At 58.1% G+C, this 25,822-nt stretch carries 19 protein-coding genes; 8 read left to right on the top strand and 11 right to left on the bottom strand.

The annotated features are described in order from the left end of the window. Nucleotides 1-52: 52 nt before the first annotated feature. The gene (msrP, locus tag BVL55_RS11390) at nt 53-1,027 is read left to right on the top strand and encodes a protein-methionine-sulfoxide reductase catalytic subunit MsrP (protein ID WP_075996997.1); all 975 of its coding nucleotides are present in this window, start codon (nt 53-55) and stop codon (nt 1,025-1,027) included. 44 nt (nt 1,028-1,071) lie between these two features. Here msrP and BVL55_RS11385 read toward each other — a convergent pair whose 3' ends face one another. The 4 genes from BVL55_RS11385 to trxB form a co-directional block, all read right to left on the bottom strand. After that, on the bottom strand, nt 1,072-1,971 hold the full coding sequence (locus tag BVL55_RS11385) for a COG3904 family protein (protein WP_075996996.1): 900 nt from the start codon (nt 1,969-1,971) through the stop codon (nt 1,072-1,074). Nucleotides 1,972-1,979: 8 nt separating this feature from the next. Further along, on the bottom strand, nt 1,980-3,173 hold the full coding sequence (locus tag BVL55_RS11380) for a hypothetical protein (protein ID WP_075996995.1): 1,194 nt from the start codon (nt 3,171-3,173) through the stop codon (nt 1,980-1,982). Nucleotides 3,174-3,247: 74 nt separating this feature from the next. Then, a complete protein-coding gene (locus BVL55_RS11375) occupies nt 3,248-4,138 on the bottom strand; it encodes a LysR family transcriptional regulator (RefSeq protein ID WP_075996994.1) in 891 nt (296 codons plus the stop codon). A gap of 75 nt (nt 4,139-4,213) precedes the next feature. Then, nucleotides 4,214-5,194 (bottom strand): thioredoxin-disulfide reductase, encoded by a 981-nt coding sequence (trxB, locus tag BVL55_RS11370; RefSeq protein WP_075996993.1) that lies wholly within the window; start codon nt 5,192-5,194, stop codon nt 4,214-4,216. Between the two features lie 473 nt (nt 5,195-5,667). Between trxB and BVL55_RS11365 the strand changes: the two genes are divergently transcribed. Next, the gene (locus tag BVL55_RS11365) at nt 5,668-6,453 is read left to right on the top strand and encodes a hypothetical protein (protein WP_075996992.1); all 786 of its coding nucleotides are present in this window, start codon (nt 5,668-5,670) and stop codon (nt 6,451-6,453) included. Between the two features lie 6 nt (nt 6,454-6,459). Here BVL55_RS11365 and greA read toward each other — a convergent pair whose 3' ends face one another. Beyond that, nucleotides 6,460-6,933 (bottom strand): transcription elongation factor GreA, encoded by a 474-nt coding sequence (greA, locus tag BVL55_RS11360; protein WP_075996991.1) that lies wholly within the window; start codon nt 6,931-6,933, stop codon nt 6,460-6,462. A 198-nt stretch (nt 6,934-7,131) separates the two neighbouring features. On the opposite strand from greA, the gene BVL55_RS11355 reads away from it, so the two are divergent. Beyond that, nucleotides 7,132-8,499: an NAD(P)/FAD-dependent oxidoreductase gene (locus BVL55_RS11355; protein ID WP_075998104.1), complete on the top strand. Its 1,368-nt coding sequence runs from the start codon at nt 7,132-7,134 to the stop codon at nt 8,497-8,499. Between the two features lie 75 nt (nt 8,500-8,574). Here BVL55_RS11355 and BVL55_RS11350 read toward each other — a convergent pair whose 3' ends face one another. Continuing rightward, on the bottom strand, nt 8,575-9,606 hold the full coding sequence (locus BVL55_RS11350) for a permease (RefSeq protein WP_075996990.1): 1,032 nt from the start codon (nt 9,604-9,606) through the stop codon (nt 8,575-8,577). A gap of 98 nt (nt 9,607-9,704) precedes the next feature. On the opposite strand from BVL55_RS11350, the gene BVL55_RS11345 reads away from it, so the two are divergent. Further along, a complete protein-coding gene (locus BVL55_RS11345; RefSeq protein WP_244530648.1) occupies nt 9,705-10,544 on the top strand; it encodes a LysR family transcriptional regulator in 840 nt (279 codons plus the stop codon). Nucleotides 10,545-10,875: 331 nt separating this feature from the next. On the opposite strand, the gene BVL55_RS11340 is transcribed toward BVL55_RS11345, so the two are convergent. Further along, nucleotides 10,876-13,959 carry an autotransporter domain-containing protein gene (locus BVL55_RS11340; protein ID WP_075996988.1) on the bottom strand — a complete coding sequence of 1,028 codons (3,084 nt, stop codon included), beginning with the start codon at nt 13,957-13,959 and terminating at the stop codon, nt 10,876-10,878. A 358-nt stretch (nt 13,960-14,317) separates the two neighbouring features. Here BVL55_RS11340 and BVL55_RS11335 point away from each other — a divergent pair, with 358 nt between their 5' ends. Next, nucleotides 14,318-15,280, top strand: coding sequence for a LysR family transcriptional regulator (locus tag BVL55_RS11335; protein WP_075996987.1), 963 nt, complete (start codon nt 14,318-14,320; stop codon nt 15,278-15,280). On the opposite strand, the gene BVL55_RS11330 is transcribed toward BVL55_RS11335, so the two are convergent. The 3 genes from BVL55_RS11330 to BVL55_RS11320 form a co-directional block, all read right to left on the bottom strand. Beyond that, nucleotides 15,273-16,538, bottom strand: coding sequence for a spinster family MFS transporter (locus BVL55_RS11330; RefSeq protein WP_244530497.1), 1,266 nt, complete (start codon nt 16,536-16,538; stop codon nt 15,273-15,275). The genes BVL55_RS11335 and BVL55_RS11330 overlap by 8 nt on opposite strands. Nucleotides 16,539-16,648: 110 nt before the next feature. Further along, nucleotides 16,649-20,155, bottom strand: a complete 3,507-nt coding sequence (carB, locus tag BVL55_RS11325; protein ID WP_075996986.1) for a carbamoyl-phosphate synthase large subunit — start codon at nt 20,153-20,155, stop codon at nt 16,649-16,651. Nucleotides 20,156-20,341: 186 nt separating this feature from the next. After that, nucleotides 20,342-21,040, bottom strand: a complete 699-nt coding sequence (locus BVL55_RS11320; RefSeq protein WP_156892525.1) for a creatininase family protein — start codon at nt 21,038-21,040, stop codon at nt 20,342-20,344. Nucleotides 21,041-21,289: 249 nt separating this feature from the next. Here BVL55_RS11320 and ypfJ point away from each other — a divergent pair, with 249 nt between their 5' ends. The 3 genes from ypfJ to BVL55_RS11305 are packed head-to-tail and all read left to right on the top strand — an operon-like array spanning nt 21,290 to nt 24,408. After that, nucleotides 21,290-22,249 (top strand): KPN_02809 family neutral zinc metallopeptidase, encoded by a 960-nt coding sequence (ypfJ, locus tag BVL55_RS11315; protein WP_075996984.1) that lies wholly within the window; start codon nt 21,290-21,292, stop codon nt 22,247-22,249. Next, nucleotides 22,246-23,037 (top strand): lysophospholipid acyltransferase family protein, encoded by a 792-nt coding sequence (locus BVL55_RS11310; RefSeq protein WP_075996983.1) that lies wholly within the window; start codon nt 22,246-22,248, stop codon nt 23,035-23,037. The genes ypfJ and BVL55_RS11310 overlap by 4 nt, the downstream gene beginning before the upstream one ends. Before the next feature lie 54 nt (nt 23,038-23,091). Next, nucleotides 23,092-24,408, top strand: coding sequence for an MFS transporter (locus BVL55_RS11305; protein ID WP_075996982.1), 1,317 nt, complete (start codon nt 23,092-23,094; stop codon nt 24,406-24,408). Between the two features lie 21 nt (nt 24,409-24,429). Here the strand turns inward: BVL55_RS11305 and carA are convergent, their stop codons facing one another. Further along, nucleotides 24,430-25,677, bottom strand: coding sequence for a glutamine-hydrolyzing carbamoyl-phosphate synthase small subunit (carA, locus tag BVL55_RS11300; RefSeq protein WP_075998102.1), 1,248 nt, complete (start codon nt 25,675-25,677; stop codon nt 24,430-24,432). Nucleotides 25,678-25,822 lie beyond the last annotated feature (145 nt).

Genomic DNA, 25,822 nt, shown 5'->3' with positions numbered 1-25,822 from the left:
AATTCCCGCCGTCCTGCTCCATGGGTTAAATTGCCCGCGGGAGGCGACGGACATGCATTTTCAGAAGAAACCGGACTGGCATATCGGCGAAGCCGAGGCGACGCCGGAAGAAATATTCTTGAATCGCCGGCAGATACTGATGGCGATGGGGATCGGCGCGGCTGGCAGTTTGTCAGGCGGATTGCTTTTGCCGTCGCTGTCCAGGGCCGCACAAGAAGATCCTTCCGCCAGCCTTTACCCGGTACCCCGCAATGAAGCCTATGAGCTCGACCGCGAACTTACGCCGGAAGAGGTCAATCTGCGCTACAACAATTTCTACGAATTCGGTTCCCACAAGGAAATCCACAAAGCAGCCCAGGCGCTGAAGACAAGGCCGTGGGAAGTGCGCATCGACGGCGCGGTGGAGGAGGAGAAGACAGTTGCCATCGACGACCTGCTAAAGGCAATGCCGCTGGAGGAGCGGCTGTACCGCCACCGGTGTGTGGAGGCGTGGTCAATGACGATTCCCTGGTCGGGTTTTGCGATGAAAGCGCTGCTCGACTATTCGCAGCCGACATCCAAAGCAAAGTATGTGCGCTTCGAGACCTTTCACGACAAGGAGATGGCCTCCGGCCAGTCGCAGTTCTGGTATCCCTGGCCCTATGTGGAAGGGATGACGATGGAAGAAGCAGCGAACGATCTCGCCTTTATGGTCACCGGCGCATATGGCAAGCCGCTTGCCAAGCAGTTCGGTGCGCCGCTGCGTCTCGCGCTGCCGTGGAAATACGGCTTCAAATCGATCAAGTCGATCCGCAGGATCACCTTTACCGCCGAACGGCCGGTCAGTTTTTGGGAACAGCTTGCGCCAACCGAGTATGGCTTCTGGGCCAATGTCAATCCGGATGTGCCTCATCCACGATGGAGCCAGGCAACGGAGCGCGTGCTGCATACCGGCGATCGGGTGCCGACGCTAATCTACAACGGATATGGCGAGCAGGTTGCCGGCCTTTATGACGAGATCGGCAAGAGCGAGAAGATATTCTACTAAACTCAAACTCAAAAATCGCTGTCCCGGTTGGTGTCTGCAGTCGACTATTCGCTATCAGCCGCGCTGCCGATATGATGCACCACGCCCGCCTGCAGTAATTCGGCGGCAGCGGGAAACCACATTTCCTGGGGGCGGCTGGCAAAGATCCGTTCAAGAAAGGCATCGCTGAAGCCTGCTTCGCGGAAGCGCTTCAGGTCGCGCTCCTGTTCCTTTTGGGGATTGGTAACGAGGATGTCGTAGTCGGCATCCACCTTGTATTGATGAAAGCCCAGCCTGCCGTTTCGGGATATGCTTCGGCGCGTACCGCCTGAAAAGGCAATCGTGCATGCTGAGCTGCATCTGGTTTCAACATGGGTGGCCAGGCCTCTTGCGGCAAACAAGCCGGCAAGTCCGCGGCCCTCGTAGATGTTTCCGCCATCGCTTTCCAGAACCACCTGTTTGATGGCGGCATCCTGATTCAAGAGTGCACCCACGCGCCGGGTTGCCCCAAGCTCTATCGAACCGGAAAGAAGCAGGGTACTGCCTTCGACGGTAAGGCTGTAGCGCTCGGCATGCTCGCGATCCATGCGGGTAAGGAAATTCTCCTCTTCTGGAACTTTCAGGGTGAACTGCCAGGACTGCAGCGCATAGGTGGCGGTCAGGAAAAACAGCAGCACCATGGATATTTGCGCGCCCCAGACCAGTGCCTGGGAGCCGGTTTGCCGGTAGAACTGATCACAGGCCCGCACGACACCGACAATCTGCCAGATCAGCAACGGGCCGTTGACCAAAAAAGACACGGTGAGAACCAGCGCAGCGTGCTCGCTGTGATCGCTGCCTTTTTCCGGCGTAACCAAATGCTGCAAGGCGAACAGTGCCGCCCGAAGCGCGATCAGATTGACCCAGAAGCTCCAAGCCAGTGACTGGCGCCCCTGCCAATGATCACGCAGATAGCTGAGCATCATGACACGCTCTAGTCGTCACACTTGCCGACGGTTTCCTTTGACATCCGGTTGGCGAATTCGTCGAAATGGATGCGCACTCGGTTTCTGTCCTCACAGCCCTCAACGGAAAACTGCAGGCGGGAAAAGCCGCGCTTGCGCAGGATGTCACCGAGCTTGCCGACTTCAAGACCATTGCAGCGGCCCAGTTCACGGCGTTCTACAAGCTTGCCGCTGCGCGCCAGCACAATGTGGTGATGGCGGTTGTCCCTGCAGCCACGGGTAATGAAGCGGTTGCCTTTTTCAATGACCGTGATGTTGGAAAAACCGCCGTCCTGCATGGTTTGTTCCACTTCGGCAGCTGTAAACTCGGTCCTGCAACGGCCGGTGCGGACGCGATCGGTGATCTCACCCCAACGATTGAGGGTGATCTCAAAGCGCCTGTCTTCCTTGCAGGCGCTTGCAACATAGCGCGGGAGATTGCCGTCGATGATGACGATGTCGACGAAACCGTCCTCGCGCAACCGGCTGGTGATTTCATCGGGATCAATTCCGGTGCGGCAGGCACCGATGCGTCTGGAAGACGCGATTTCGCCGAAGCGGTTGATCACCAGTTCCATGCGATTGCGGCCGGAACAGGCTTCCGCCACATATTTCGGCAACTGGCGATCGGTGAAGTTAACGCGGTCATAGCCCTGTTCTTCCAGCCTTGCGGTCACGTCCTGAGGGGACAGCGCATCATGGCAATCGCCAATACGGCGTTCGCGGCCAATATCGCCATAATAGTTTACTTCAACGCGGTACCGCTGATCGTCCCGGCAGCCGATGGCAAGGAATTTCCCGGCCCGGTCCTCGATGGTGATGCGGCGGTAGCCAGCCTGCCGCAATTGCTTGCGGACCGCAGCTTCATCAAGCACGCTGCGGCAACTGCCAATTACCTTGCGGTCGACCTTTCCTGTCCATTCGAATTTGACGCGATAGCGTTTGCCGTTTTTGCAGGCGTGAAAGGAAGAGTTGGAAAGTCCGATCTTGCGGGTATCGATACGGTCATAACCTTCGCGGGCGAGCCACTGCCTGAATTCTGCTTCGCTGCCGCCAATCTGGATGCTGAGTTGCGCGGACGCGCTTGCCGTCAGGCATACCAGCAGCAGTGGAACAAGCAGCAGTTGTCGAATTGTCTGCCGGATTCTTGCCGGATATCCGCCGGAATGGATTTGCTGCCGCATCGCCTCTCTCCCTGACCGTCTCTCCTTACCGGACGTTAGAGAAGAGAAAGGGAACAGACAAGCCGGGACAGGTTTCAGAATTCCCAGTGCCGGGCCTTTGAGATCAGAAAGTCACGGAAGGCCGTCAGCTTTGCAGAACCGCGCATAGACTGGGGATAGCAAAAATAAGTATCGAAGCTGGGCACATCGGCGCTTTGCAGCAAGGGGACGACGGTGTGGCTTTCCTCCACCACATAGTCGGGCAGAACGGCAATGCCGGCGCCCGATTCGGTGATCTTGCGAAGGGCAATGATGTTGTTGACCTCGAAAACGGGAAGGCGCGGATTGTTTTCCGGACGCCCGACCGTTTTGAGCCAGTTCATGTCGGCCAGATAGGGTGGGGCGTTTTCGCCAAAGGCGAGAATCCGGTGGTTGTCCAGATCCTCCACACTGGCCGGCTGGCCGTAGCGTTTTAGATATCCGGGCGAAGCGTAGATGTGGAAATGCACCGTGAACAGCTTGCGCTGGATGATGTCGGCCTGGCTGGGCTGGCGAAGCCGGATGGCGCAGTCTGCCTGTCTTGTCGCCAGATCGAGCTCCTCATTGAGCAGGTTCAACTCAACCTGTACCTCCGGATAATGATCCAGAAATTCATGGATACGCGATGTCAGCCAGCTGGTTCCAAGGCCCACGGTTGTGGTGATGCGCAGCTTGCCCGCAGGGTTTTCCGTCGATTCGGTCAGCGAATTGACCGTGCGCTGCAGTTTCAACAGCACATCATGGACGGTGTGATACAGCGTTTCTCCCTGCTCGGTCAGCACGAGACCGCGGGCATGGCGGGCGAAAAGCGGTACGCCGAGATCAGCCTCAAGGGCGCTTACCTGGCGGGAAATGGCCGATTGGCTGAGATTGAGCTGATTGGCGGCATGGGTAAAGCTGCCGGCGTCGGCGACGCTGTGAAAAATGCGCAACTTGTCCCAGTCCATGACAGCATCCCATCGTCAATCGTACAGGCGTGGCGTACAGGCGTGGCGTACAGGCGTGACACCCCGTTGCAGGGCTTATTCGGCGGCTTCGGCCACGCTTTCGCGGGCGGTCAGATAACGCTCGGCCTCAAGGGCTGCCATGCAACCCAGACCGGCCGCCGTAACCGCCTGGCGGTAAACCTCATCGGTGATGTCGCCGGCAGCATAGACGCCGGGAACTTCAGTTGCCGTGGAATCGGGGGCCGTCCACAGGTAACCGGAGGGTTTTTTCTTCAACTGTCCCTCGAACAGTTCGGTTTGGGGGGCATGGCCGATGGCAACGAACACGCCGTCGGCAGACACTTCAGTGATCTCTCCGCTCTGGCTGTGCTTGAGGCGGGCGCCGGTAACGGCAGGCGGCACACCTTCATTGCCGGTGATTTCCGCAAGCTCATGGTTCCACATGAATTCGACGTTTTCCTTTGCAAACAGGCGCTGCTGGAGAATTTTTTCGGCCCGCAGTTCATCCCGCCGGTGTACCAGCGTCACCTTGGAGGCAAGATTGGAAAGATAGAGCGCTTCTTCCACGGCCGAATTGCCGCCGCCGACCACCAGCACGTGCTTGCCGCGATAAAAGAACCCGTCGCAGGTTGCGCAGGCCGACACGCCAAAGCCCATGAATTTCTGTTCGCTCGGCAGGCCAAGCCACTTGGCCTTTGCCCCGGTAGCAATGATCAGCGCATCGCAGGTATAGGTCTTCCCCGAATCCCCCTCCAGACGGAACGGGCGAACCGAAAGATCGGCCTTCATGACGTGATCGTTGACAATCGTCGCGCCGACGTTTTCCGCCTGTTGGCGCATCTGGTCCATCATCCACGGCCCCTGAACGGGATCGGCGTATCCTGGATAGTTTTCGACCTCGGTGGTGATCATCAACTGGCCGCCCTGTTCGAGGCCGGCAATCAGGACCGGCTCCAGGAGCGCGCGCGCAGCATAGATTGCCGCGGTATAACCGGCAGGGCCGGATCCGATGACGATGACTTTTGAATGGGCTGGATTGGTATCTTTTTCTGACATTATCTGCTCTTTGAATAACGCAAAATGGAGGAATCCCAAGTAAAGCTATACTGCCTGTCCGCCTGTTTGTCAGGCGGTCCGGTGGGGGTTTTCACCTTGTATGTGTTGTATGTGACAGCAAATTACCAGTCCTGTTGCCGGTTTTAAGCCGCCTTGCGGTGCGTTATGCGCAGGATGCCGGCAGAGCATGAACACGTCTCGTGGAGCGCCTCTCGTTTCCCCGGTAAAGCCCGGAAACTCGGGCAATCCCCTGAAATGATGTTTTTCTTGTGTGGATTCGGTAACAGGTGAAGGCATACTTGCGGTGTGCTGGCGATTTGGACTTGCCGTGCGGCTTGTGGGTGCTATCAGGCTGCCTGTGAAGACTGTAATTGAGTTACATTGGATAAATGGCCGGAAAACCAAGCAACAGCGCTCCTGCGGGAAGAAAAATCAGGTCCGGCGCGGCGGCGGCACGTAAAGCAGCGGCGGCAATGCCTCCGGCCACCATCACCTGCATCAAATGGGGCGACAAGTTTCCCGCCTATTACGTCAACCGGCTCTATGCCGGTGTTGAGCGGCATATGGACCGGCCATTCCGCTTCGTCTGCTTTACCGAGGATGCGGCGGATATCCGCAGCGAGGTTGAGATACAGCCGCTTCCGAACGTCCCCTTCGAGGACGAGATGGTCAAGGCAATGACGACTGGCAAGCGCCGTGGCGCCTGGCGCAAACTCACCATCTTCCGTGAGGGTGAGGGCAATCTGTCGGGTCCCTGTCTGCAGATGGACCTCGACGTCGTCGTTACCGGGCCGCTTGGGCCGCTATTCGATTATGCGCCGGGAAAGGTTTGCATGGGCCGCGACTGGCTTGAAAAACGCCGCGGCAATCCCGGTGGCCATGGTTCGGTAATCCGGCTCGATCCGGGGCTGCATCATTACCTGTACGATGATTTCGCTGCCGACCTGGAAGGCTCCATCGCCTATAAGGGTGAACAACGCTACACCTCCATGACGGCGATCAGGCATGGCGATCTGGAGTATTTCCCCGACGGCTGGATCTGCAGCTTCAAGCGTCAGGCCATACCCCTGTTTCCGCTGAACTTCCTGATCAAGCCGGCACTGCCCAAGTCCTGCCGGGTCATGTGCTTCCACGGCACGCCGAAGATGGAAGAGGCGCTGGTGGGCGACTGTCCCAAGCTGCGCTACCGCACGCGGCCTGCCCGCTGGCTTCGCGAGTTCTGGCTCGACAAGGACGAGAAAGACTGGACGCCGGCCTAGGCCGGATCAGACGAATTTTACCGACAGGATCTCGTAATCGCGTGCTCCGCCCGGAGCGGCAACCTCAATCGAATCGCCTTCGCTCTTGCCGATCATCGCACGGGCGATCGGCGAGGTGATGGAAATCTTGCCTGCCTTCACATCGGCTTCCTGTTCGCCGACGATCTGGTAGGTCTTTTCCTCATCCGTTTCCTCATCGACGAGCTTGACGGTGGCGCCGAACTTGATCGTCTTGCCGGAAAGCTTGGATATGTCGATGATTTCCGCGCGCGAAAGCAGATCCTCAAGCTCGCTGACGCGGCCTTCATTGTGGCTCTGGTGTTCCTTGGCGGCATGATATTCGGCATTTTCCGAAAGGTCGCCATGGGCGCGCGCCTCGGCAATGGCCGCGATGATGGCGGGGCGCTCCTCGGACTGGCGGCGCTTCAGTTCAGCCTGAAGCATCTCATAACCCGCCTTTGTCATCGGTACCTTTTCCATGTTTCCTCGCTTGCCGCCCGGAGGGTTTACCGGGAGGCTGACTTGACTGCTTGAAACCGGCAAAAATAAAAACGACCCCCAGACGACAGTCTCAGGGCCGCTTTGCTGTCTTTGCGTCAATATAACACGTTCTTTTCCAATTTCACGCTTTTTTTCGCTGCCGGGCAGGGATATGCAAGCAGAAAAAGCGAGTTTTTCATGCCCAGCAACCCGCAAGGACCGGTCAATCTCAAGACACCGGTGCGTTTTTCTGACAGTCTTCCCGACGCCGTCGATGTGGTTGTTATCGGCGGAGGTGTGGTGGGTGTTACCAGCGCGCTTTACATGCGTGCAGAAGGGCTTTCGGTGGCGCTGATCGAAAAGGGCCGGATCGCCTGCGAACAATCCTCGCGCAATTGGGGCTGGGTGCGTCAGCACGGGCGTGACGAGGATGAATTGCCGGTGATGAAGGAAGCCAGCCGGCTATGGGCGGAACTGGATGCCAGGGTGAAGGGCAGGGCCGGTTTCAAGCGCTGCGGCATTGTCTATCTTGCAAGCAGCGAAGCAGAACTTGCCCGGCATGAGGCCTGGCTGGAGGTTGCAAAACGCCATCAGTTGACGACGCGGCTTTTGAGCGCGGCGGAAGTCTCGCAGCGCATTGATCAGGGGGGGCTTCACACAGCCCATCGCTGGATCGGCGCCACCATTACCGAGGATGACGGGCGCGCTGAACCCTGGCAGGCGGTGCCGGCTTTTGCCGAACTTGCCCGTGATGAGGGCGTTTTGGTGCGGGAAAACTGTGCTGCAAGGGCGCTTGTCATCACCAATGACCGGATTACGGGCGTTGCTACCGAAGAAGGGATTGTGCGTTGTGAGCAGGTTCTGGTCGCAGCCGGTGCCTGGTCGTCCCTGTTCCTGCAGCGCCATGGCATCGCCATTCCGCAATTGAGCGTTCGCTCCACCGTCAGCGCCACGGCCGCCATGCCGGCCGTTTTCGAAGGATGTGCCGGGGATGAAAGGCTTGCTTTCCGCCGCCGCGAAGATGGCGGCTATACGGTCTCGCTGCCTGATCTTCATGATCTGTACATCGGGCCGTCCGCTTTTCGCCACTTTCTCAAATGGCTGCCCGTGGCAAGCGAGCACTGGCGCGATACGCGGTTTCATGTCCGCGCGCCCAAGGGCTTTCCCGATGGCTGGGGCACACCACGCAACTGGGACGAGGACGAGGAAAGCCCGTTCGAGCGCTGCCGGGTGCTGGAACCGGCGCCAAATACCGGCAAACTTGAGAAAATGCGCGAGGCTTTTGCTTCCCGGTTTCCCAATCTTGGCAAACCGCGTCTGATTGCCACCTGGGCCGGCATGATCGATGCCATGCCGGATATCGTGCCGATCTGCGACCGGGTGCCGGGGACCGAAGGGCTGATGCTGGCAACCGGCATGAGCGGGCACGGCTTCGGCATCGGACCGGCCTATGGCAAGGCGATGGCGAAGATTGCCGCGGGCAAGGAAACCGACCACGACATGACGCGGTTTCGGTTTTCGCGCTTTACCGATGGCAGCAAATTGCGGCCCGGGCCGGCGATTTGAACAGGCGATACAAGCGGCTGTTAAGAGCCCTGCCTGTTCATTCGCCGGGGTGCAGCGAACGACCGCTTCTCCAGGTCAGCAGAGTGCCCCGAATGCCCATCCCGAAGCCATCGACCCGACGGCCGCCAGTGCGAGATAGAGCAGAAACGGCTTCAGTTTCAACACTGGAAAAATCGCCATTGCGCCCCAGATGCTGACTACACCGCCCGAGACCAGAAAGGCCATCGCCGCGCCCGAAGACATGCCGTGTTCCAGCAATGCGCGGGTCAGGGGAAGTGCTGCATATCCGTCGATGTAAGCTGGTCCTCCGACGACAACCGCGAGCGGGACAGCAAAGGCGCTGTCACGGCCAACATAAGCGGCGACGGCGTTCGGCTCCAACCACGCGTTCAGCAGATACTCCGCCGCGAATGCGGGTGTCAGAACCAACAGGATCAGCCGTGTGATCGACCAGCTTTCCCGGATGAACCTGGCTCGGCGGTCCTGGTCGCGCCAGATGCGCAGATCAAAGCCCGGCGAATCTGCACCGCACCCGCCGCATTGTCCGCCAAGCGATCCGACGATCCGGTTCGAGCGCAGAGGTGACATGACCCAGTCGCGGCTTGCGGCGAGAGCGGTCATACTCCCGCCAAACAGGCCCAATCCAATGGCTGCCAACGCCTTGCCGATGGCAAACTCCCACCCAAGGGTGGCGACCGTTGCCGACAGCATCGCCGGTCCCGTGATGGGTGAGGCCAGCCAGAACGCCATAACAGGGGCCAGCGGAACTCTCGCGGCCAGAAGCCCTGCCATCAGCGGCAGGACAGTAACGCCGCAAACCGGAAGCAAGGCTCCGACGACCGTGGCCCCGATAACAGTCTGCACCGTTCGGCCATGAAACACTGCTGCCACCTGATCGCTGCCCCCGCTTGCCGTGATCCAGGCGGCAAGCACGATACCTGGAATGACAAGTGGCGTGACGTGGATCATGCCGAGCACGACGAACTGCGCCGTATCCAGCGCCAAGCCCGGTCGCCAAAGGGCCAGAGCGATAAGCGTTGCCGTCAGCAACATATAGAAATGCCTGGCGCCTGGCCGGGCCATCTGCACGATTTCTGAAACCGACATGGGGTTCTCCTGTCCTTTGGAACAAGAAGGTAAGGTCTCGACAGGTATTTGAGAAACGAGTAGTTTCTATTTCAACTATCGGAATTGCGCATGGCTTGATGCATCTCAATAGCGATCATTTGCGGACTTTCCTCGCCATTTTGGAGGCAGGAAGCGTGACGGGCGGTGCCGAGCGCATCGGTCGTTCGCAATCCGCGACCAGCCTTCAGGTCAGGCAATTGGAGGAGGTCGTCGGACAGCCGCTTTTTCGCCGCCACGGTCGAGGGGTGTCTCTGACTATCGCAGGCGAGAAACTGCACCCGGTGGCGCGAGACGTCGTTCAATCTCTCGACGCAACCCTGTCAGAGCTTCGGGGCGGGGGTCTCAAAGGCAAGTTGCGGATCGGAATGCCGGACGATCACAGCCGGTCGAAACTGGCTAACATCATTTCATCCTTTGCGGCATTGCACCCTGACGTTGAACTGGAGGTCCACTGCGCCCTGGGAGCCGGATTTGCGTCCGCACTCACGTCAGGAGCGCTCGACCTCGCCGTCTATGAAGTGGCTGAGCCAGGCAAGGACGATACTATTCTCAAAGAGGACCACCTTGTGTGGATGTGCAGCCGTGACCGTGATGTTTCCGCGTCGGAAGTCCTGCCTATCGCCGTCTTTGATCGAGACTGCTGGTGGCGTGACCTTGCCCTGTCCAGTTTGAAAGAAGTTGGTCGGCAATATCAGATCGTCTTCACAAGTGAGAGCGCAACGGGGGTTCGCGCCGCCGTGCAGTCCGGGATCGCGGCTGGTCTGCTGAGTGCATCGGAAGACGCCGAGGTGTTGCGCACTTTGCCGGACATCGGGGCTGGTTCCCCGACATATCTGGTGTTGCAGAAGGCGAGCGGAGCAAAGGGTCCGATCTGTGATGCGATGTCCGAGGCGATCCGGGAGGCGTTCGCAGCATAGGTGGTAAAACCGATTGCGGACATTCACATGATGGCAGCAAGGTCTGCACAGCCCCCATCCTTGCTTTGCGACCAGCAAGAAGGGTCAGTTGAAATAGTCCTGCAGCGGTTTGACCGCGAGATCGCCCTGGCGCAAGCCTGCAAGAAACCCTTCGGGTTTCAATAACTTGCAACAAAGCAGCCGGGAAAATCGGTCATATCCCTGGACGATGAAACCACTGCGATCTGTTGCGTCAAAGGCCTTGAATGGGAAACCAGCCCATCCTGCGGTCTTTTCCTTGCATATCCTTGCGACTTCAACGCCATTTCGACCCTGTTTATGAGGCCTGACCCTAGAACTGGAATGTGACGCGCACTTCGCCGCTAGCCTGATAGCCGCCATTCAGATCAGACTGTGCCTCACCGGCAAACGTTATTGAACGGGCACCATCGGCACTTGTATGGGTGAGACTCAGGCCGGCAAATATCGAGGTGTCTTCGACCGTCTCTGTCGAGAAGCTGAATGGTGTAGCAGCAACGACAGCGTTTACATTGTCCGATCCTGCATCAATCGTGGCATCAACACCCAGCGACCAATTAAGGTGGGTGTGGGCGCCGCTGCCATGTTCCTTCACCTGTGGAAGGGAAAGCTGTCCGCGAAGGTTGACCACGGAAACCGTCCGCTCACCAATGGTCAAGGGGTTCATGATGCCCGACTCGGTATAACCGTCGAGATCAAGGCCGACATAGCTTGCCCGGCCACTCACGAACGCTGGTACTGCCAGCATATCCACCGGCGCCGATAGAGTAAGAGACGGTGCATAGAAGAAGCCGTCATACTCACTTCCTGCCTTACGCCCGTTAACTGTTCGTACGGTTTCAATGTCGCTCGCACCGGCCACAAAGGCAGCATGAATGCGGTGCGTGCCATAATCGTGTTTCCAGTAAACGCCTCCAAAAAAACTCTCGATGTCCGTACCTCCAGCGCCGGCCCCAAGGCTGATATTGCTGTTGGCATAGCCGCCGAAAAGCCCCCAGGCACCGTCCAGTTCGGCATCACCCACTTCAATTCCGGTCGCAATCCCAGCAAAATCATGGCCGAAACCGGCAATACTGTTCGTGGCATCGACGTGACGGGCTGCGCCAAATCCGGTTCCCCAATAACGAACTCCGTCTTTCGCCGCGCCATCACCGGTAATCGCACGGTAGCCAAACTCAGTACCCGACGAATGGTCATGGGAAATTGGGGCCGGACCATCCAAGACATTGAAAATACCATCCGCCAAATCGCTGATATAGGTGCCCAGGGCATCAAAGCCGGTCCTGTCGACGGCAATGAGCGTGGTGCCACCATTGATCAGCACACCGCCGCCGGAAAGCTGGATGTTCTCCGGCGCAGATTGAAGGTCATCATCGCCCTGGGTGTCGGCAAAGTTCACGGTCCCGTTAAAGCCTGGCAGAACATTCAGCGTGTCAATATCATTCGGATTGGTGCCGCCCATGCCATCATTGCCGTTACCGAAATCGATCGAGCCGTTGATAACCGCACCACCGCGAAGAGTAACAATATCATTACCGTCACCACGCAAATCGATGGCTGTGCCTGCGGTCCCGGTGATGGTGGCAGACGTGGTGATGGTTGCCGGCGCCATGGCGGCTCTGTTCTGCACAACGATGCCGGTTGTTCCGCTAACGGATCCCGCCGCATTGATGTTGATGGTGCCGTTGCCGATCACCAGCGCATCGATTGCGTTGCCATCGGAAGAAACGACCATGCCATTCGTGTTGATCAGAACATTGCCATCGCGGCCGGCCTGTTCAGCCAGAATGGCCTGGGAATTGGCGCCGGTCGCGCGAACGGTGCCGCCGGAAACATTCACGATGACATCCCCGTCCCGAGCCTCCTGCAGTGCGTGCAAGGCGGGAGAATCCCTGCCATTGGTGATCACGGAGCCGCTAACGTTTATGGTCGCATTGCCGTCTCCGCCGTCCTGCTCGGCTCGCACACCCGGAGAATCGTCATTCGCGGTCATGACCGAACCGGTAACCGAAACCGTGACATCACCGTCGCCCTGTTGCTGAACAGCCCGAACGCCGGATGATCCTTCGCTGCTGGTTGCAATGGCGCCGTTTATGGCAACATTGATGTTGCCTTCATTGCCTGAGTGATCAGCACGTATTGCGGTTGAATTTTCGTCTGAAGTCGTCACATTCCCGTTGGTGGTAATGTTGATTTCGCCCGATACTATCTTCGAAACGTCAATTCCTTCGGCAAATTCTCCCGTGGTTCGAATGTCTGCATTCGTAGTGACCTCAACGTCAAAACCGCTGCCGCTGGAAGAACCCACAGAGACACCTTCGGCACTGTCGCCCTCAGTGATGATGTCGTCATTCACAGTAACGCGAATATGTCCGTCACCGCCATTGCGATTGGCGCTTATGGCGTCCGATGACCTGCCACGGGTATGAATGGCGGCATTGTTGGTAACGACAATGTCACCCACTCCAAAGGTGCTTGCCGCTATTCCTTCCGAACGCTCTCCAAATGTGTTTATCGCGCCGTGGGTGGTGACTTGTGTAATGCCGTCGACCGAATTAGTAGCGCTGATTGCGTTCGAGTTCTCCCCCTGGGTGGTAATGGCTCCCCGGTTTGTGACAATCACTCGTCCGGCTCCGGTCTGCAAGGCGGCATTGATTCCCGGCGCGCGGTCCCCTTGGGTGGAAATATCGCCATCGGCATTCACGATGACATCACCGGCTCCGGCAAACTGGAATGCCAGAATGGCGACGGCATCGCGCCCTTGCGTGGCAATCGTATCTGTCGATGTGACAGTGATGTTGCCGTCCCCGCTTGATTGTGTTGCCTCTATACCTCTGCCACGCAGGTCAGTGGTCAAAATCGCGCTGTTGGTCGAGACAGTCACATTGCCATCGCCGCCGCGCTGATTGGCAAAAATGCCACGCGAATCAACGCCGGTTGTGCTGATTGTTCCCGCCGATATGACCGAGACGTTGCCATCCTCGTCGGTCTGCTCGGCATGGAGACCGTTCGCTTCTTCTCCCATCGTCGAAATGGTCCCGGTCGCGTCGACAAATACGCTGCCAAACCCATCCACGATCGCTTCAATTCCGCGGCTGAAGTCGCCTTGGGTGGAAATATCAGTGATGGCTGTCACGAACACATCACCATTTCTTTGATTATCGACCACTATGCCGCGGGCATCATCACCGTTGGTCATGATGCTGAAGGGCGGTGCGTTGACACTCACAAACAGGTTGGAATCGACCGCCGAATTGATGAATGAGACTCCGGAAACTCCGGCAGCCGGCGCAACATTCTGGGTGAGGTTGTTGACATTGAGCGTGTCAATTCCGGGCGTGTTGGCAGCAATACCGGCAGACACATTGCCGATGCAGGTAACGGTTGATCCCGTCACGACACAGGGGCCATTGGAAGGGGGAACAACAGTTTGCGCTGTCGCACTCGTAGGCAAGCAAAATGCCACAGCCCCGGCAAAGACCGGCATTAACAGGTGATGGCGGTACAAGCGCGTCAGGCCAGACCCCGCCGGGTACCCAGCCTTGTCGAACACGCGCTCTGAGCTGCTTTGAAGAGCCGCCCTAACCCCGTCTGTCCGGTCCATTTCCATCCCCAGCAACACACAAGACCCCCGTCAAAAGCCTCTCAAGCTTCCCGTTTTCATTTGAATAAACATTCATGGCTTGAATGAATTATATTCACAGACATAATTCGCTGAAGCGATCAGGAGTCCAAAAAGCTTATTGTGTTAGGATTTGATCGGAATATTCTGCACATTCAAGTTTCATTTCGTGATGGAGTGTATTCACAACATGAATTTAAGAAATCTTGATCTGAACCTGCTGCTGGTTTTTGAGGCTGTTTTCAGTGAGCGCAGCATTACCAAGGCAGCCAACAAGCTGGCGCTTAGCCAGCCAGCGGTTTCCAATGCGCTCAACCGGTTACGCGATACGTTGAATGACCCGCTGTTTGAGCGTGAAGGCAAGGGCATCGCTCCAACCGATGAGGCCAGGCGCCTCGCGCCCGTTATTGGCAAGGCACTAAAAGCAATAGAAAAATCGCTGGAGGAAGCGGGTGATTTTTCCCCCGAAGACTCCGTCATGGAGTTCAAGATCATCATGTCGGATGCGGTTGAACCGGTGCTGATGCCGGCTTTGATCCGCCATGCTGCCCAGAACTGCCCCGGCATTTCTTTTGCGCTTCAGCCCATGGATCCGGAGAAGCTGCGAGCGAGGATTTTAGCCAAGGAAGTTCACCTGGGTTTGTTCGTCATCCCAATCAACGAGGATAAGATCCGTTCCAGCCATCTGTTATCAACACAAACATGCATCATCGCCCGAGCCGATCATCCGGTGATTGGTCACAAGGACACGATCACCGAGGATGATTTCTTTAGTCTTCAATGGGTTTTGATCGGTGATTCACTGCGCCGGGCATCGAGTTTTCATCAGGAAGCCAAAGCAAAAGGCCGCACTCGCCGGATTGTCTGCAAGGCTTCACGCATGTTGTCGTTGCCCTACATTGTTGCCGACACCGACCTGATCGGGGTGGTGACCTCCAACATAGCAGAGAGGTTTGCCGATCAGCTTGGCCTGAAAATATTCAAGGTTCCTTTCAAAACGCCCCCTGAAAGCTGGCACATGATCTGGCATGATGACTACACGGATGATCCGGCTCATGCCTGGTTGCGAAACCAGTTGAAGACCATCGTCAGTTAATCGTCTGCATCGCTTTCCAATAGTGCCACAGTCCCCAAAGGCCGGCGAGGTGGATCGCCGCCATGGAAATCCCCAGAGAATGGGTGCCAAAGCCGTGGAATACATTGCTTGAGGCAAAGCCGACCACGGTTGGACCGATGCCAACCCCGATCAGGTTGAAGGCAAACAAGTATATGGCGGTTGCCATGGGCCGCATCTCATTGGCCACGCGTGAATGCAAAAAAGCAAAAGTGGGGCCCCAGAAGACAGCTCCCATGGTTAAAGCGATGGTATAAAGCGTGAGCGCCAGTCTTGTATTGCCGATCAGGAGGAACCCCCAGATCAGCGGCTTTGCTGCAAGGATGGCCACAATCACAATGCCAATGCGCCATTTGGCGTTATTCGCGCCAAGCCGGTCTGCCAGCCGTCCGCTAAGCCAGGTGCCAATTCCACCGATGATTCCGATGCTCAAGGCCAGGTAAACACCGGTTTGTGCCTGACCTAACCCATGTGCGCGAATAATGAAGGCGGGGGTCCATGCAAGCGCACCAAAGGTTACAATGCCGGTAAGCGCCAGCCCCATCATGGCGTGGAACAGGCCTTGGTCATCCCAGATGGTTTTTAAACTCGAAGCGAACAGGGTGCTTGGCTTTGATGATACTGTTTTATCGGATGCGCGCATCGGTTCGCCGACCGTAAACCGAAGCAAAACCGCAAGCAGTAAACCCGGCATTCCGGCAATCACGAACGCCCAACGCCAGCCAAGCGCTTGCCCGGCAATGCCGCCAATCAAAAAGGCCAGTAACACGCCGATATTTGCGCCCGTCGTAAACGTCGCCAATGCAGAGGTTCTGCGGTCGGGCGGATACAAGTCGGAAATCATGGAGTGGGCTGGGGCAACAGCACCTGCTTCGCCAATGCCCACGCCAATTCGGGCGATGATCAGATGCAGGAAATTCTGTGCTGAGGCGGTCAATATGGTCAGCACGCTCCAGAGCGTTGCTGATGCTGCGACAATGTTGCGGCGGCTTCCCCTTGCAGCAAGCCAGGCAATCGGAAAACCGGCGACAACAAAAACCACGGCAAAAACAAAACCGGACAAAAATCCGAGTTGGCTATCCGACAGCGCAAATTCCTTGCCGATTGCATCAAGGGAAATGCCAAGAACATGTCTGTCTAGATGCGCAACCGCAAAGATTGCCGCTAATATGAAAAGCGCATAGCGCTTGTCGGCTTTGATGAAATTTCCCCCTGTTTTTGTATTCCTGCCCTTCTGCAAGATGCAAATCGAACCTTCCGGCGGAACTGCCGGTTATATTGCCACAGCTGGACAACCAAGAAAAATCGTCACCATAGACCGATCGGCGGTTTTGCGACCTGCAAGAAGGGTCAGTTGAAATAATCCTGCAGCGGTTTGACCGCGAGGTCGCCTTCGCGCAATGCCAGCACGGCCAGGGTGGCGGATTTGATGCCGTTGACGGTGGTAAAATATGGCACTTTCATCATCAGTGCTGCCCGGCGCAGGGACTTTGAATCGGAAACCGCCTTCTGGCCTGCCGTGGTGTTGAAGACCAGTTGCACCTGACGGTTCTTGATTGAGTCCTCGATGTGGGGGCGGCCCTGCAAGACCTTGTTGATGCGCCCTGCCTCAACACCGTGATCGTTGAAGTAGCGGCAGGTACCGCCGGTTGCCAGAATCTGGAAACCGGCCTCTGCCAGTTCGCGGGCAGATTCCAGCACCCGCCCCTTGTCGTCCCCCTTCATGGAAAAGAACACCGTGCCCTTGCGTGGCAGATCGGTGCCGGCGCCAAGCTGTGCCTTGGCGAAAGCCATGGGATAGGTGGTATCGAGGCCCATCACCTCGCCGGTGGAGCGCATCTCCGGGCCGAGCAGGGTATCGACGCCGGGAAAACGGGTGAAGGGGAAAACCGATTCCTTGACCGCGATGTGTCTGAGTGCGCGAGGATCGGGCTTGCCGCCATAATCGGCAAAAGCGCTTTCAACGGTTTCGCCCGCCATGATGCGGGCGGCAGCCTTGGCCACCGGGCTGCCCAGGGTCTTGGCAACAAAGGGCACGGTGCGTGAGGCGCGCGGATTGACCTCAATAATGTAGATCTCGCCATCCATGATGGCATATTGCACGTTCATCAAGCCGCCGACCTTGAGCTCGGCGGCAAGCAGTTTCGTCTGGCGCTCAAGTTCGTCGAGGGTGGTGGCATCAAGCGTATAGGGCGGCAGGGAACAGGCCGAATCCCCCGAATGGATGCCGGCCTCCTCAATGTGCTCCATGATGCCGGGGACGAACGCTTCCTTGCCATCGCTGATGCAGTCGACATCAAGTTCGATGGCGTTTGGCAGATAGCCGTCGAAGAGCAGGGGGTTGTTGCCCAGCAGGGTGTTGATCTGTCCGGTCTTGTCGTTGGGATAGCGCGCCTTGATTTCCTCCGGCACGAGTTCGGGCACCGTGTCCAGCAGATAGGAGGAAAGGCCTGCCTCATCCCGGATGATCTGCATGGCCCGCCCGCCCAGAACATAGGAAGGGCGCACAACGAGGGGAAAGCCAAGTTCGGCGGCAACGAGGCGCGCCTGTTCGACGGAATAGGCAATGCCGTTTTTGGGCTGGCGAAGCTTCAGCTTGTGCAACAGTTTCTGGAAACGGTCGCGGTCTTCGGCAAGGTCGATTGCATCGGGCTGCGTGCCGAGGATGGGGATGCCCGCCTCCTGCAGGGCGCCGGCGAGTTTCAGCGGGGTCTGGCCGCCAAACTGGACGATGACGCCATGGAGGGTGCCTTTTTCCTGCTCGGCGCGCAGGATTTCCAGCACATCCTCTGCTGTCAGCGGTTCGAAATAAAGCCGGTCGGAAGTGTCGTAATCGGTGGACACCGTTTCCGGGTTGCAGTTGACCATGATGGTCTCATAACCGGCATCCGACAGGGCGAAGGCAGCATGGCAACAGCAATAATCGAACTCGATGCCCTGGCCGATGCGGTTTGGCCCGCCGCCGAGAATGACGACCTTCCTGCGGTCCGAGACCTGGGCTTCGCTGCGGGTTTTCCCGGCAAACGGCACTTCATAGGTTGAGTACATATAGGCCGTTGGCGAGGCAAATTCCGCAGCGCAGGTATCAATGCGCTTGTAGACGGGATGAACGCCGAGTTTTTCGCGGGCAGCCGCGACATCCGCCGTATCCATGGCCACAAGCGAAGCAAGGCGTGCATCGGAAAAGCCCATGGCCTTCAACATGCGCAGATTGTCCGTATCATCCGGCAGGCCATGCTCGCGTATGCGTGCCTCCATGGCAATGATGTCGCTGATCTGATCGAGAAACCAGGGATCAATGCTGCAGGCCTGGTGTACGAGTTCGGTGGTCCAGCCCTCGCGAAAGGCTTGTGCGACCATGCGCAGCCGGTCGGGGGTGGGGGAGGCAAGGGCTGCGGAAATCGCATTCTTGTCGTCGCCCTCGCCGAGCCCGGGGATATCGATTTCGTCAAGACCGGTAAGACCTGTTTCAAGCCCGCGCAGTGCCTTCTGCAGGGATTCCGGGAATGTGCGGCCGATTGCCATGACCTCGCCGACAGATTTCATTGCCGTCGTCAGCACCGGTTCTGCGCCTGGAAACTTTTCGAAGGTAAAGCGCGGAATTTTCGTTACGACGTAGTCGATTGACGGTTCGAACGAGGCCGGCGTTGCACCGCCGGTGATGTCGTTTTCCAACTCGTCCAGCGTGTAGCCGACAGCAAGCCGTGCAGCCACCTTTGCAATCGGGAACCCTGTCGCCTTGGAGGCAAGCGCAGAAGACCTTGAAACCCGCGGGTTCATTTCGATAACGACGAGACGGCCGTCTTTCGGGTTGACGGCGAATTGTACGTTGGAGCCGCCGGTTTCCACCCCGATCTCGCGCAGCACCGCGATCGAGGCGTTGCGCATGATCTGGTATTCCTTGTCGGTCAGCGTCAGCGCCGGTGCGACGGTGATCGAATCGCCGGTATGCACGCCCATCGGGTCGATGTTCTCGATGGAGCAGATGATGATGCAGTTGTCCGCCTTGTCGCGGACGACCTCCATTTCGTATTCCTTCCAGCCGAGCACCGATTCTTCAATCAACACCTCGGTCGTGGGCGAAGCATCCAGGCCGTTTTCGACGATCTCGAAAAATTCCGCCTTGTTGTAGGCTATGCCGCCGCCTGTGCCGCCAAGGGTAAAGGAGGGACGGATAATGGCCGGCAGGCCGACAACGGTGAGTGCATCGGATGCAATTGCCAGGGCATGGGCCTTGTAGCGTTCCTTGCGGTCTGTTTCGCCTGCTGCCCATTCCTTCTCGAAATCGTCCAGCGCTGTCTGCTGTTTGTGACCGTCCGGTATTTCCGCCTTGATGCGGGCGACTTCGGCAGCATGACGCTCCTTGTCCAGGGTCTTGATTTCCGTGGCGTTGGCAAGGCGTGAGCGGGGTGTCGAAAGCCCGATTTGATCCATTGCTTCACGGAACAGCTTGCGGTCTTCCGCCTTGTCGATGGCTTTGGCATCGGCGCCGATCATCTCGACGTCCCATTTGTCGAGCACGCCCATCTGCTTGAGCGACAGGGCGCAGTTGAGCGCCGTTTGCCCGCCCATGGTGGGGAGCAGCACCAGCTTGTCGCCGGGATGCTCGGTGCGTTCTCGCTCGATGATGCGGGCAACCACGTCGGGTGTGATGGGTTCCACATAGGTGGCGTGGGCGAGATCGGGGTCGGTCATGATCGTGGCCGGGTTCGAATTGACCAGAATGATCCGGTAGCCTTCGGCCTTCAGCGCCTTGCAGGCCTGGGTGCCGGAATAGTCGAACTCGCAGGCCTGGCCGATAATGATCGGCCCCGCCCCGATGATCAGGATGGAATCAATGTCTTGGCGTTTCGGCATGGTGTCGTTCCGGCGGGTTCGCGCCCTGCATAAAAAACCGGGCAGCTTGGGCTGTCCGGGCGGCATCAATCAGCTCTGTGGCTAAGCCCGCCTTATAGGGTAAAGCGCCGGGCTATGAAACCCCGGAAATGCGAGCTTTCAGCGGAATTAACAGGCTTGCGGCTGCCACGGCAAGATACCGTGGAATCAAGCTGTTTTTGCCAGCGACTGCACAGCCTCGACACAGTCTTTCACCTTTGCTGTTGCGACAGCTTCGCCCTTTTCAAGCGATGCTAGTGTTGGGTCGCCATAGGAGCCGGATGGTGCATTCTGCCGGGTGAGCGTGCCTGGAATTTCGCCGGGGGGCGAGGCTTTGGCCCGGGTCATGTCCACAACACCGGGAGCGATGGCGAGCATGTGGGAGGTTTCCAGTTCGTCGGCGTGGGAGCCGGTAACCTGTTCGCCAAGCCGGTTTGCCACTTCGCGATAACGGCGGCCTTCAACGACCGGAACATGAAAGGCGTTGTCGATCCGCGCCAGGGTTTGTGCTGCCGGCTTCAAGGTGGAAACGCCGGTGTCGAGCACGAACAAGCCGTTTGGCTTCCAGCGCAGAATTTCGCACGAGACTTCGTGCAGAAGGGCCTGAAAGGTTTCCCCTGTCAGGGTGATGGAGCCGGGAAAGTCGGTAAAGGCGGGATAAAAGCCGTAGGTCAGCGGCGGCCACCACAAGGCACCGGTTCTTTTGGCCACTTCCCGGCACAGCCATTCAGCCTGAACTGCATCGGTATTCATCGGCAGATGCAGCCCGTGTTCCTTTGACGCTGCGCCGATTGCCAACAGCGCCGGAGCGCCGCCGGAAAGCGGTGCCTCCACTGCATCCCACGTCATGTCAGCTACTGCGCTCACCGGGCATGTCCTTATCCTTTCCCATGCAGGTAGAGCGAACGTGCCGACAGGCCCGACTGAATGTCAATCGAAGGTGGATCACGAAGTGATCATCAGGTGCTGCTTACCGGGACCTGCGTACTGGCTGCGGTGGCCGAATGCTGCCCCTTGCCGAATGTGGCGTTTGCAAGCTCAGGCAAATGTGCTTTACCTTACGGGAAAAGCGTGAACCCACGACTGAATACCGCCAAAGAGCAGGAGCCAGCAAAGATGCGTTGGAAAGGCCGGCGTCGCAGCAAAAACGTCAAAGATATGAGAGGCCGCGGAGGCGGCGGCATGTTCAAAATTCCGTCGGGCAGGGGTGGCGGATTTCGTATCCCGACCGGCGGCCGTGTGCGCCCGATGCGGTCGGGTGGCATGGGCTGCGGGACTTTGGTCATTATCGGGCTCATATTATGGGCGCTGGGACTTAACCCGCTTGCAGTCCTGGGCGGCCTTGCCGGCGGAGGGCTGGGTGGTGGCCTTGGCCCCTCCATTTCACCGCAGCAAACACCGGAGGTAAACCGGCAAACGGGAACCGGCGGGCGCAACGACGAAATGCGTGAATTCATGGAAGTGGTCATGGCGTCCACCGAAGAGGTTTGGGACGATATTTTCCGCGCCTATGGCAAGCGATACCCCCATCCAACGCTCAACCTTTTTGAAGGTCAGGTGCGTTCGGCCTGCGGGCTGGCCTCCTCGGCCGCCGGCCCGTTCTATTGTCCTGGTGACAATCAGGTCTACATCGACCTTTCCTTTTACCAGACGCTGGCACGCCAGTTCGGTGCCAAGGGCGATTTTGCGCAAGCCTATGTGCTGGCGCATGAAGTCGGCCATCACGTGCAGAACGTGATTGGCGTGCTGCCTGAATTCAACCGGATGCGCCAGAGCATGGGAAAGCTGGAAGTGAACCGGCTGTCGGTCAAGGTCGAGTTGCAGGCTGATTGTTTTGCCGGTGTCTGGGGACATTACGTTGCCAAGCAGGGCTGGCTTGAGAGGGGCGATCTGGAGGAAGCTCTGGTTGCGGCAAACCAGATTGGCGATGATGCGATCCAGAAACGCACCCAGGGCTATGTGGTGCCGGAAGCATTTAATCACGGGACTTCCGAACAACGCCGCCGGTGGTTCGAGCGCGGATTTGAATCCGGCCGTATTGAGGCCTGTGATACTTTCAATGCCAGAAGCCTGTGACAGCATCTGTTGAGGCTGATGACAGCCGCACAGCAGCGGCACGGCGTGCGGACCGGGAGGATTACCCGTATCCGCGCCGCAGGGTCATGCGCTGGATTTTGCGCCGGCTGGCCCTTGTAGCTTTCAGGATCGTTTCACGGCTTGAAATTCGTGGAAGCGAGAACGTGCCTGCCACCGGCCCGGTTATCCTGGCTGCCAATCATTTCCATTTTGCAGACCCGGTGGCGCTGCTCAGCCTGACCCGCCGCCAGGTTGAGTTTGTTGGCGGTTTCCGCTTTCCCAATGCGCCCTTCATCGTCAAGTTCATTCCCTCCCTGTGGGGTTATTTTCCGGTTCGCCGGGGCGCCTATTCGCGTGCCTCTCTGGATTATTCGGTCGCGGTGCTGCGCAAACGTGGCGTTGTCGGCATATTTCCAGAAGGGGGATCCTGGGCCCAGGTCCTAAGACCACCGCGTGGCGGTGTCGGCTATATCGCCATGGAAAGCGGTGCCCGCGTGGTGCCGGTCGGGCTGATCGGGTTCGAAAACCTGTTCAGGCAATGGCGGCCGAAACTCATAATCGCCATCGGCAAGCCGCTCGATCTGTCACTACCGGAAAATTCCGCTCAGCTAAGCCCGGCTGACCGCAAGGACTGGTACGACAGGATTGGTGAACAGGTCATGCGCAGCATTGCCGGGCAACTTCCCGATCGCTATCACGGCGTCTACTCGCAGGATGCTGACAAGCGCGAGGCGGCACAGGAAGTTTCGGCCTATCCGTTTGACCGTGCCGACATGCGGGGTATGTAAGGTATCTGCTCACATTATGCGGGGCGGAGAAGCGAGGGAACGGGGAAGTGCAGCGTGAGAGAGTTTTTTGCAACGCCAAAAGGCAGGCGAACGGCCTGGTATCTCTACGATTTCGGTAATTCCGCCTATGCGGCAGTCGTTCTGCTGGCGGTTTATTCCGCCTATTTCAAACAGGGTGTCGTGGGCGGGGCGGAAGGCACCAAGCTTTGGGGCTTTTCGGTCGCGATCGCCATGGTTGCCGTTGCCCTGATCTCACCGATACTCGGCACGCTGGCCGACCACTTTGCCGTGAAAAAGCGGATGCTTGCCGTCTTCACCTTTCTGTCGGCGGGGTTTACCGGCTGTCTGTTCTTCGTTGGAAAGGGCGATGTCTTCACCGGCATGGCCTTCTTCATCCTGGCCGAGATCGGCTACAGATCGGCTCAGGTTTACTATGACGCCTTTTTGACGGAAATCGCTGACCGGCGTGATTTCGGCCGTATCTCGGGGAACGGATGGGCGATCGGGTCGATCGGCGGCAATCTGTGTCTGGCGATTGTGCTGCCGCTGGTGGTCATTTTCGACAGCAATTTCGTGTTGCGGCTGACGCTGGTGATCACCGCAGTCTACTATCTTTTGTTCACCCTGCCGCTCATCCTGTTTGTTGAGGAGCGGGCAGAGCCGGCAAAACTCAATCCGGGCGAGAGTGTGTGGACCCTGGGCTTCAAGCGGTTGTGGCGCACGCTGAAGCAATTGGGCCAGCATCGCGAATACTTCAAGTTCATGGCCTCCTTCATTCTCTACAATGATGGTGTGATGATCGCGCTCAACTTCGCTGCGATCATCGGTGCGGTCCTGTACGGATTTGGCCAGGAACAGCTGATCATTCTCATCATCCTGGTGGGGCTGACCAACATGCTGGGTGCCTGGGCGTTCGGCGAAATCAGCCAGCGTTTCAGCGGCCGCCTGGCGCTCTATGTTTCCATGGTGTGCATGATGCTGGCCGTGCTGTGGCTACAAACCAATCTTGCAGGCTGGATCTTCTTCGTCATCGCGGGCATCGCCGGTTTTGCCATGGGCGGGCTGCAGTCGGTCAGCCGTACCATGGTTGCCAAGCTTGCTCCGGCGGGCAAGAGTGCCGAGTTTTTCGGCCTGTTTGCAGTGGCCGGCCGGTCATCTTCGGTTGTCGGCCCGGCGCTGTTTGGATGGCTGATCGCCGATACCACCGCGCGCTACATCGCGGACGGGCTGGAGGCAGCTGAAGCCGAACAGCTGGCAACAAGGCTGGCGCTGTTCATGGTGATCGGGTTTATCGCCGCTGGCGGCCTGATCCTGTACTTCGTTCGCGAGGAACAGCCGGTAAGCGATGCGGTCAGCGCCGGAGCGGCCTGAGCCGGCATTTGAAAATGGCAGCTACTCGGCGAGCAGTTCCATACCCCGGCGCTCACGCATCAGGTTGACGAAACGGCGGAACAGATAGTGGCTGTCCTGCGGTCCCGGGGAGGCTTCGGGATGATGCTGGATCGAAAAGACGGCTTTGCCATCGACTGCCAGGCCGCAATTGGACCCGTCGAAGAGCGATACATGGGTTTCGGTGACACCTTTAGGCAGACTCTTGCCTGATACCGAGAAGCCATGGTTCATGGATACGATTTCTACCTTGCCTGTGGTGTGATCCTTTACCGGGTGGTTGGCACCGTGGTGGCCCTGATGCATCTTCTCGGTCGCAGCGCCCAGCGCGAGGGCCAGCATCTGGTGACCAAGGCAAATACCGAAGACAGGGATGTCCTTTTCCAGCACACCGCGGATTGCCGGTACTGCATATTCACCGGTGGCTGCCGGGTCGCCCGGACCATTGGACAGGAAGACGCCGTCGGGATTGTGTGACAACACGTCTTCGGCGGTCGCTTTTGCCGGCAGGACGGTAAGTTTGCAGCCAAGACCGGCCAGCAGCCGCAATATGTTGCTCTTTACGCCGTAGTCGATCACCACCACGTTGAAATCGCCGGCCTCCTGTTCTCCGTAACCTTCATTCCAGCGCCAGGGCGTTTGCTTCCATTGTGCGGATTGGCCAGTGGTGACCTCTTTGGCAAGATCAAGACCTTCAAGCCCGTGCCAGGCCGAAGCGCGCTTTTTCAGCGTTGCAAGGTCGAACTTTCCATCCGGGTGATGGGCGATGACGGCATTTGCCAGCCCGTTCTCGCGGATATGTGCCGTGAGTGCCCGTGTGTCGATGCCGCACATGGCAATGATGTTGCGTGCCTTCAGCCAGTCGTTGAAATGGCGGGCAGACCGGTAATTCGAGGGATCGGTGATATCGGCCTTGAAGATTGCCCCGACAACGCCGGAAGCTGCAGCCGGATTGAAGGTTTCCTGATCTTCGTCGTTAGCGCCGATATTGCCGATGTGAGGAAAGGTGAAGGTGACAACCTGCCCTGCATAGGAAGGGTCGGTGAGAATTTCCTGATACCCGGTGATTGCGGTGTTAAAGCAGACTTCCGCTTCGGCTTCGCCAGTGGCACCGGCGCCCTTGCCTTCAATCACCGTACCGTCGGCGAGTACGAGCACGGCTGTTGGTTTGGCAACACTCCATCCGGGCGTCGTGCCTTGTTCTGGCGCGTCATTCGGGATGGCAGAATTTTTGGTCAGCGTATCGGTCATTGCCAGGGGCTCCATTAACGCAAGGCGCGGATACAAACCGGCATGGCGTGCGCAACTGTACGCGCCGTGAACTCCGGCGGTTCGATAAAACAAGAATGCGGCTGAAGCGGTTCAATAGTTCTACAAGCAGGCATGGTCAACCGTG

This window comes from Salaquimonas pukyongi (assembly GCF_001953055.1).
Lineage (GTDB): Bacteria > Pseudomonadota > Alphaproteobacteria > Rhizobiales > Rhizobiaceae > Salaquimonas > Salaquimonas pukyongi.
This window is presented reverse-complemented; position numbering and strand designations above follow the sequence as displayed.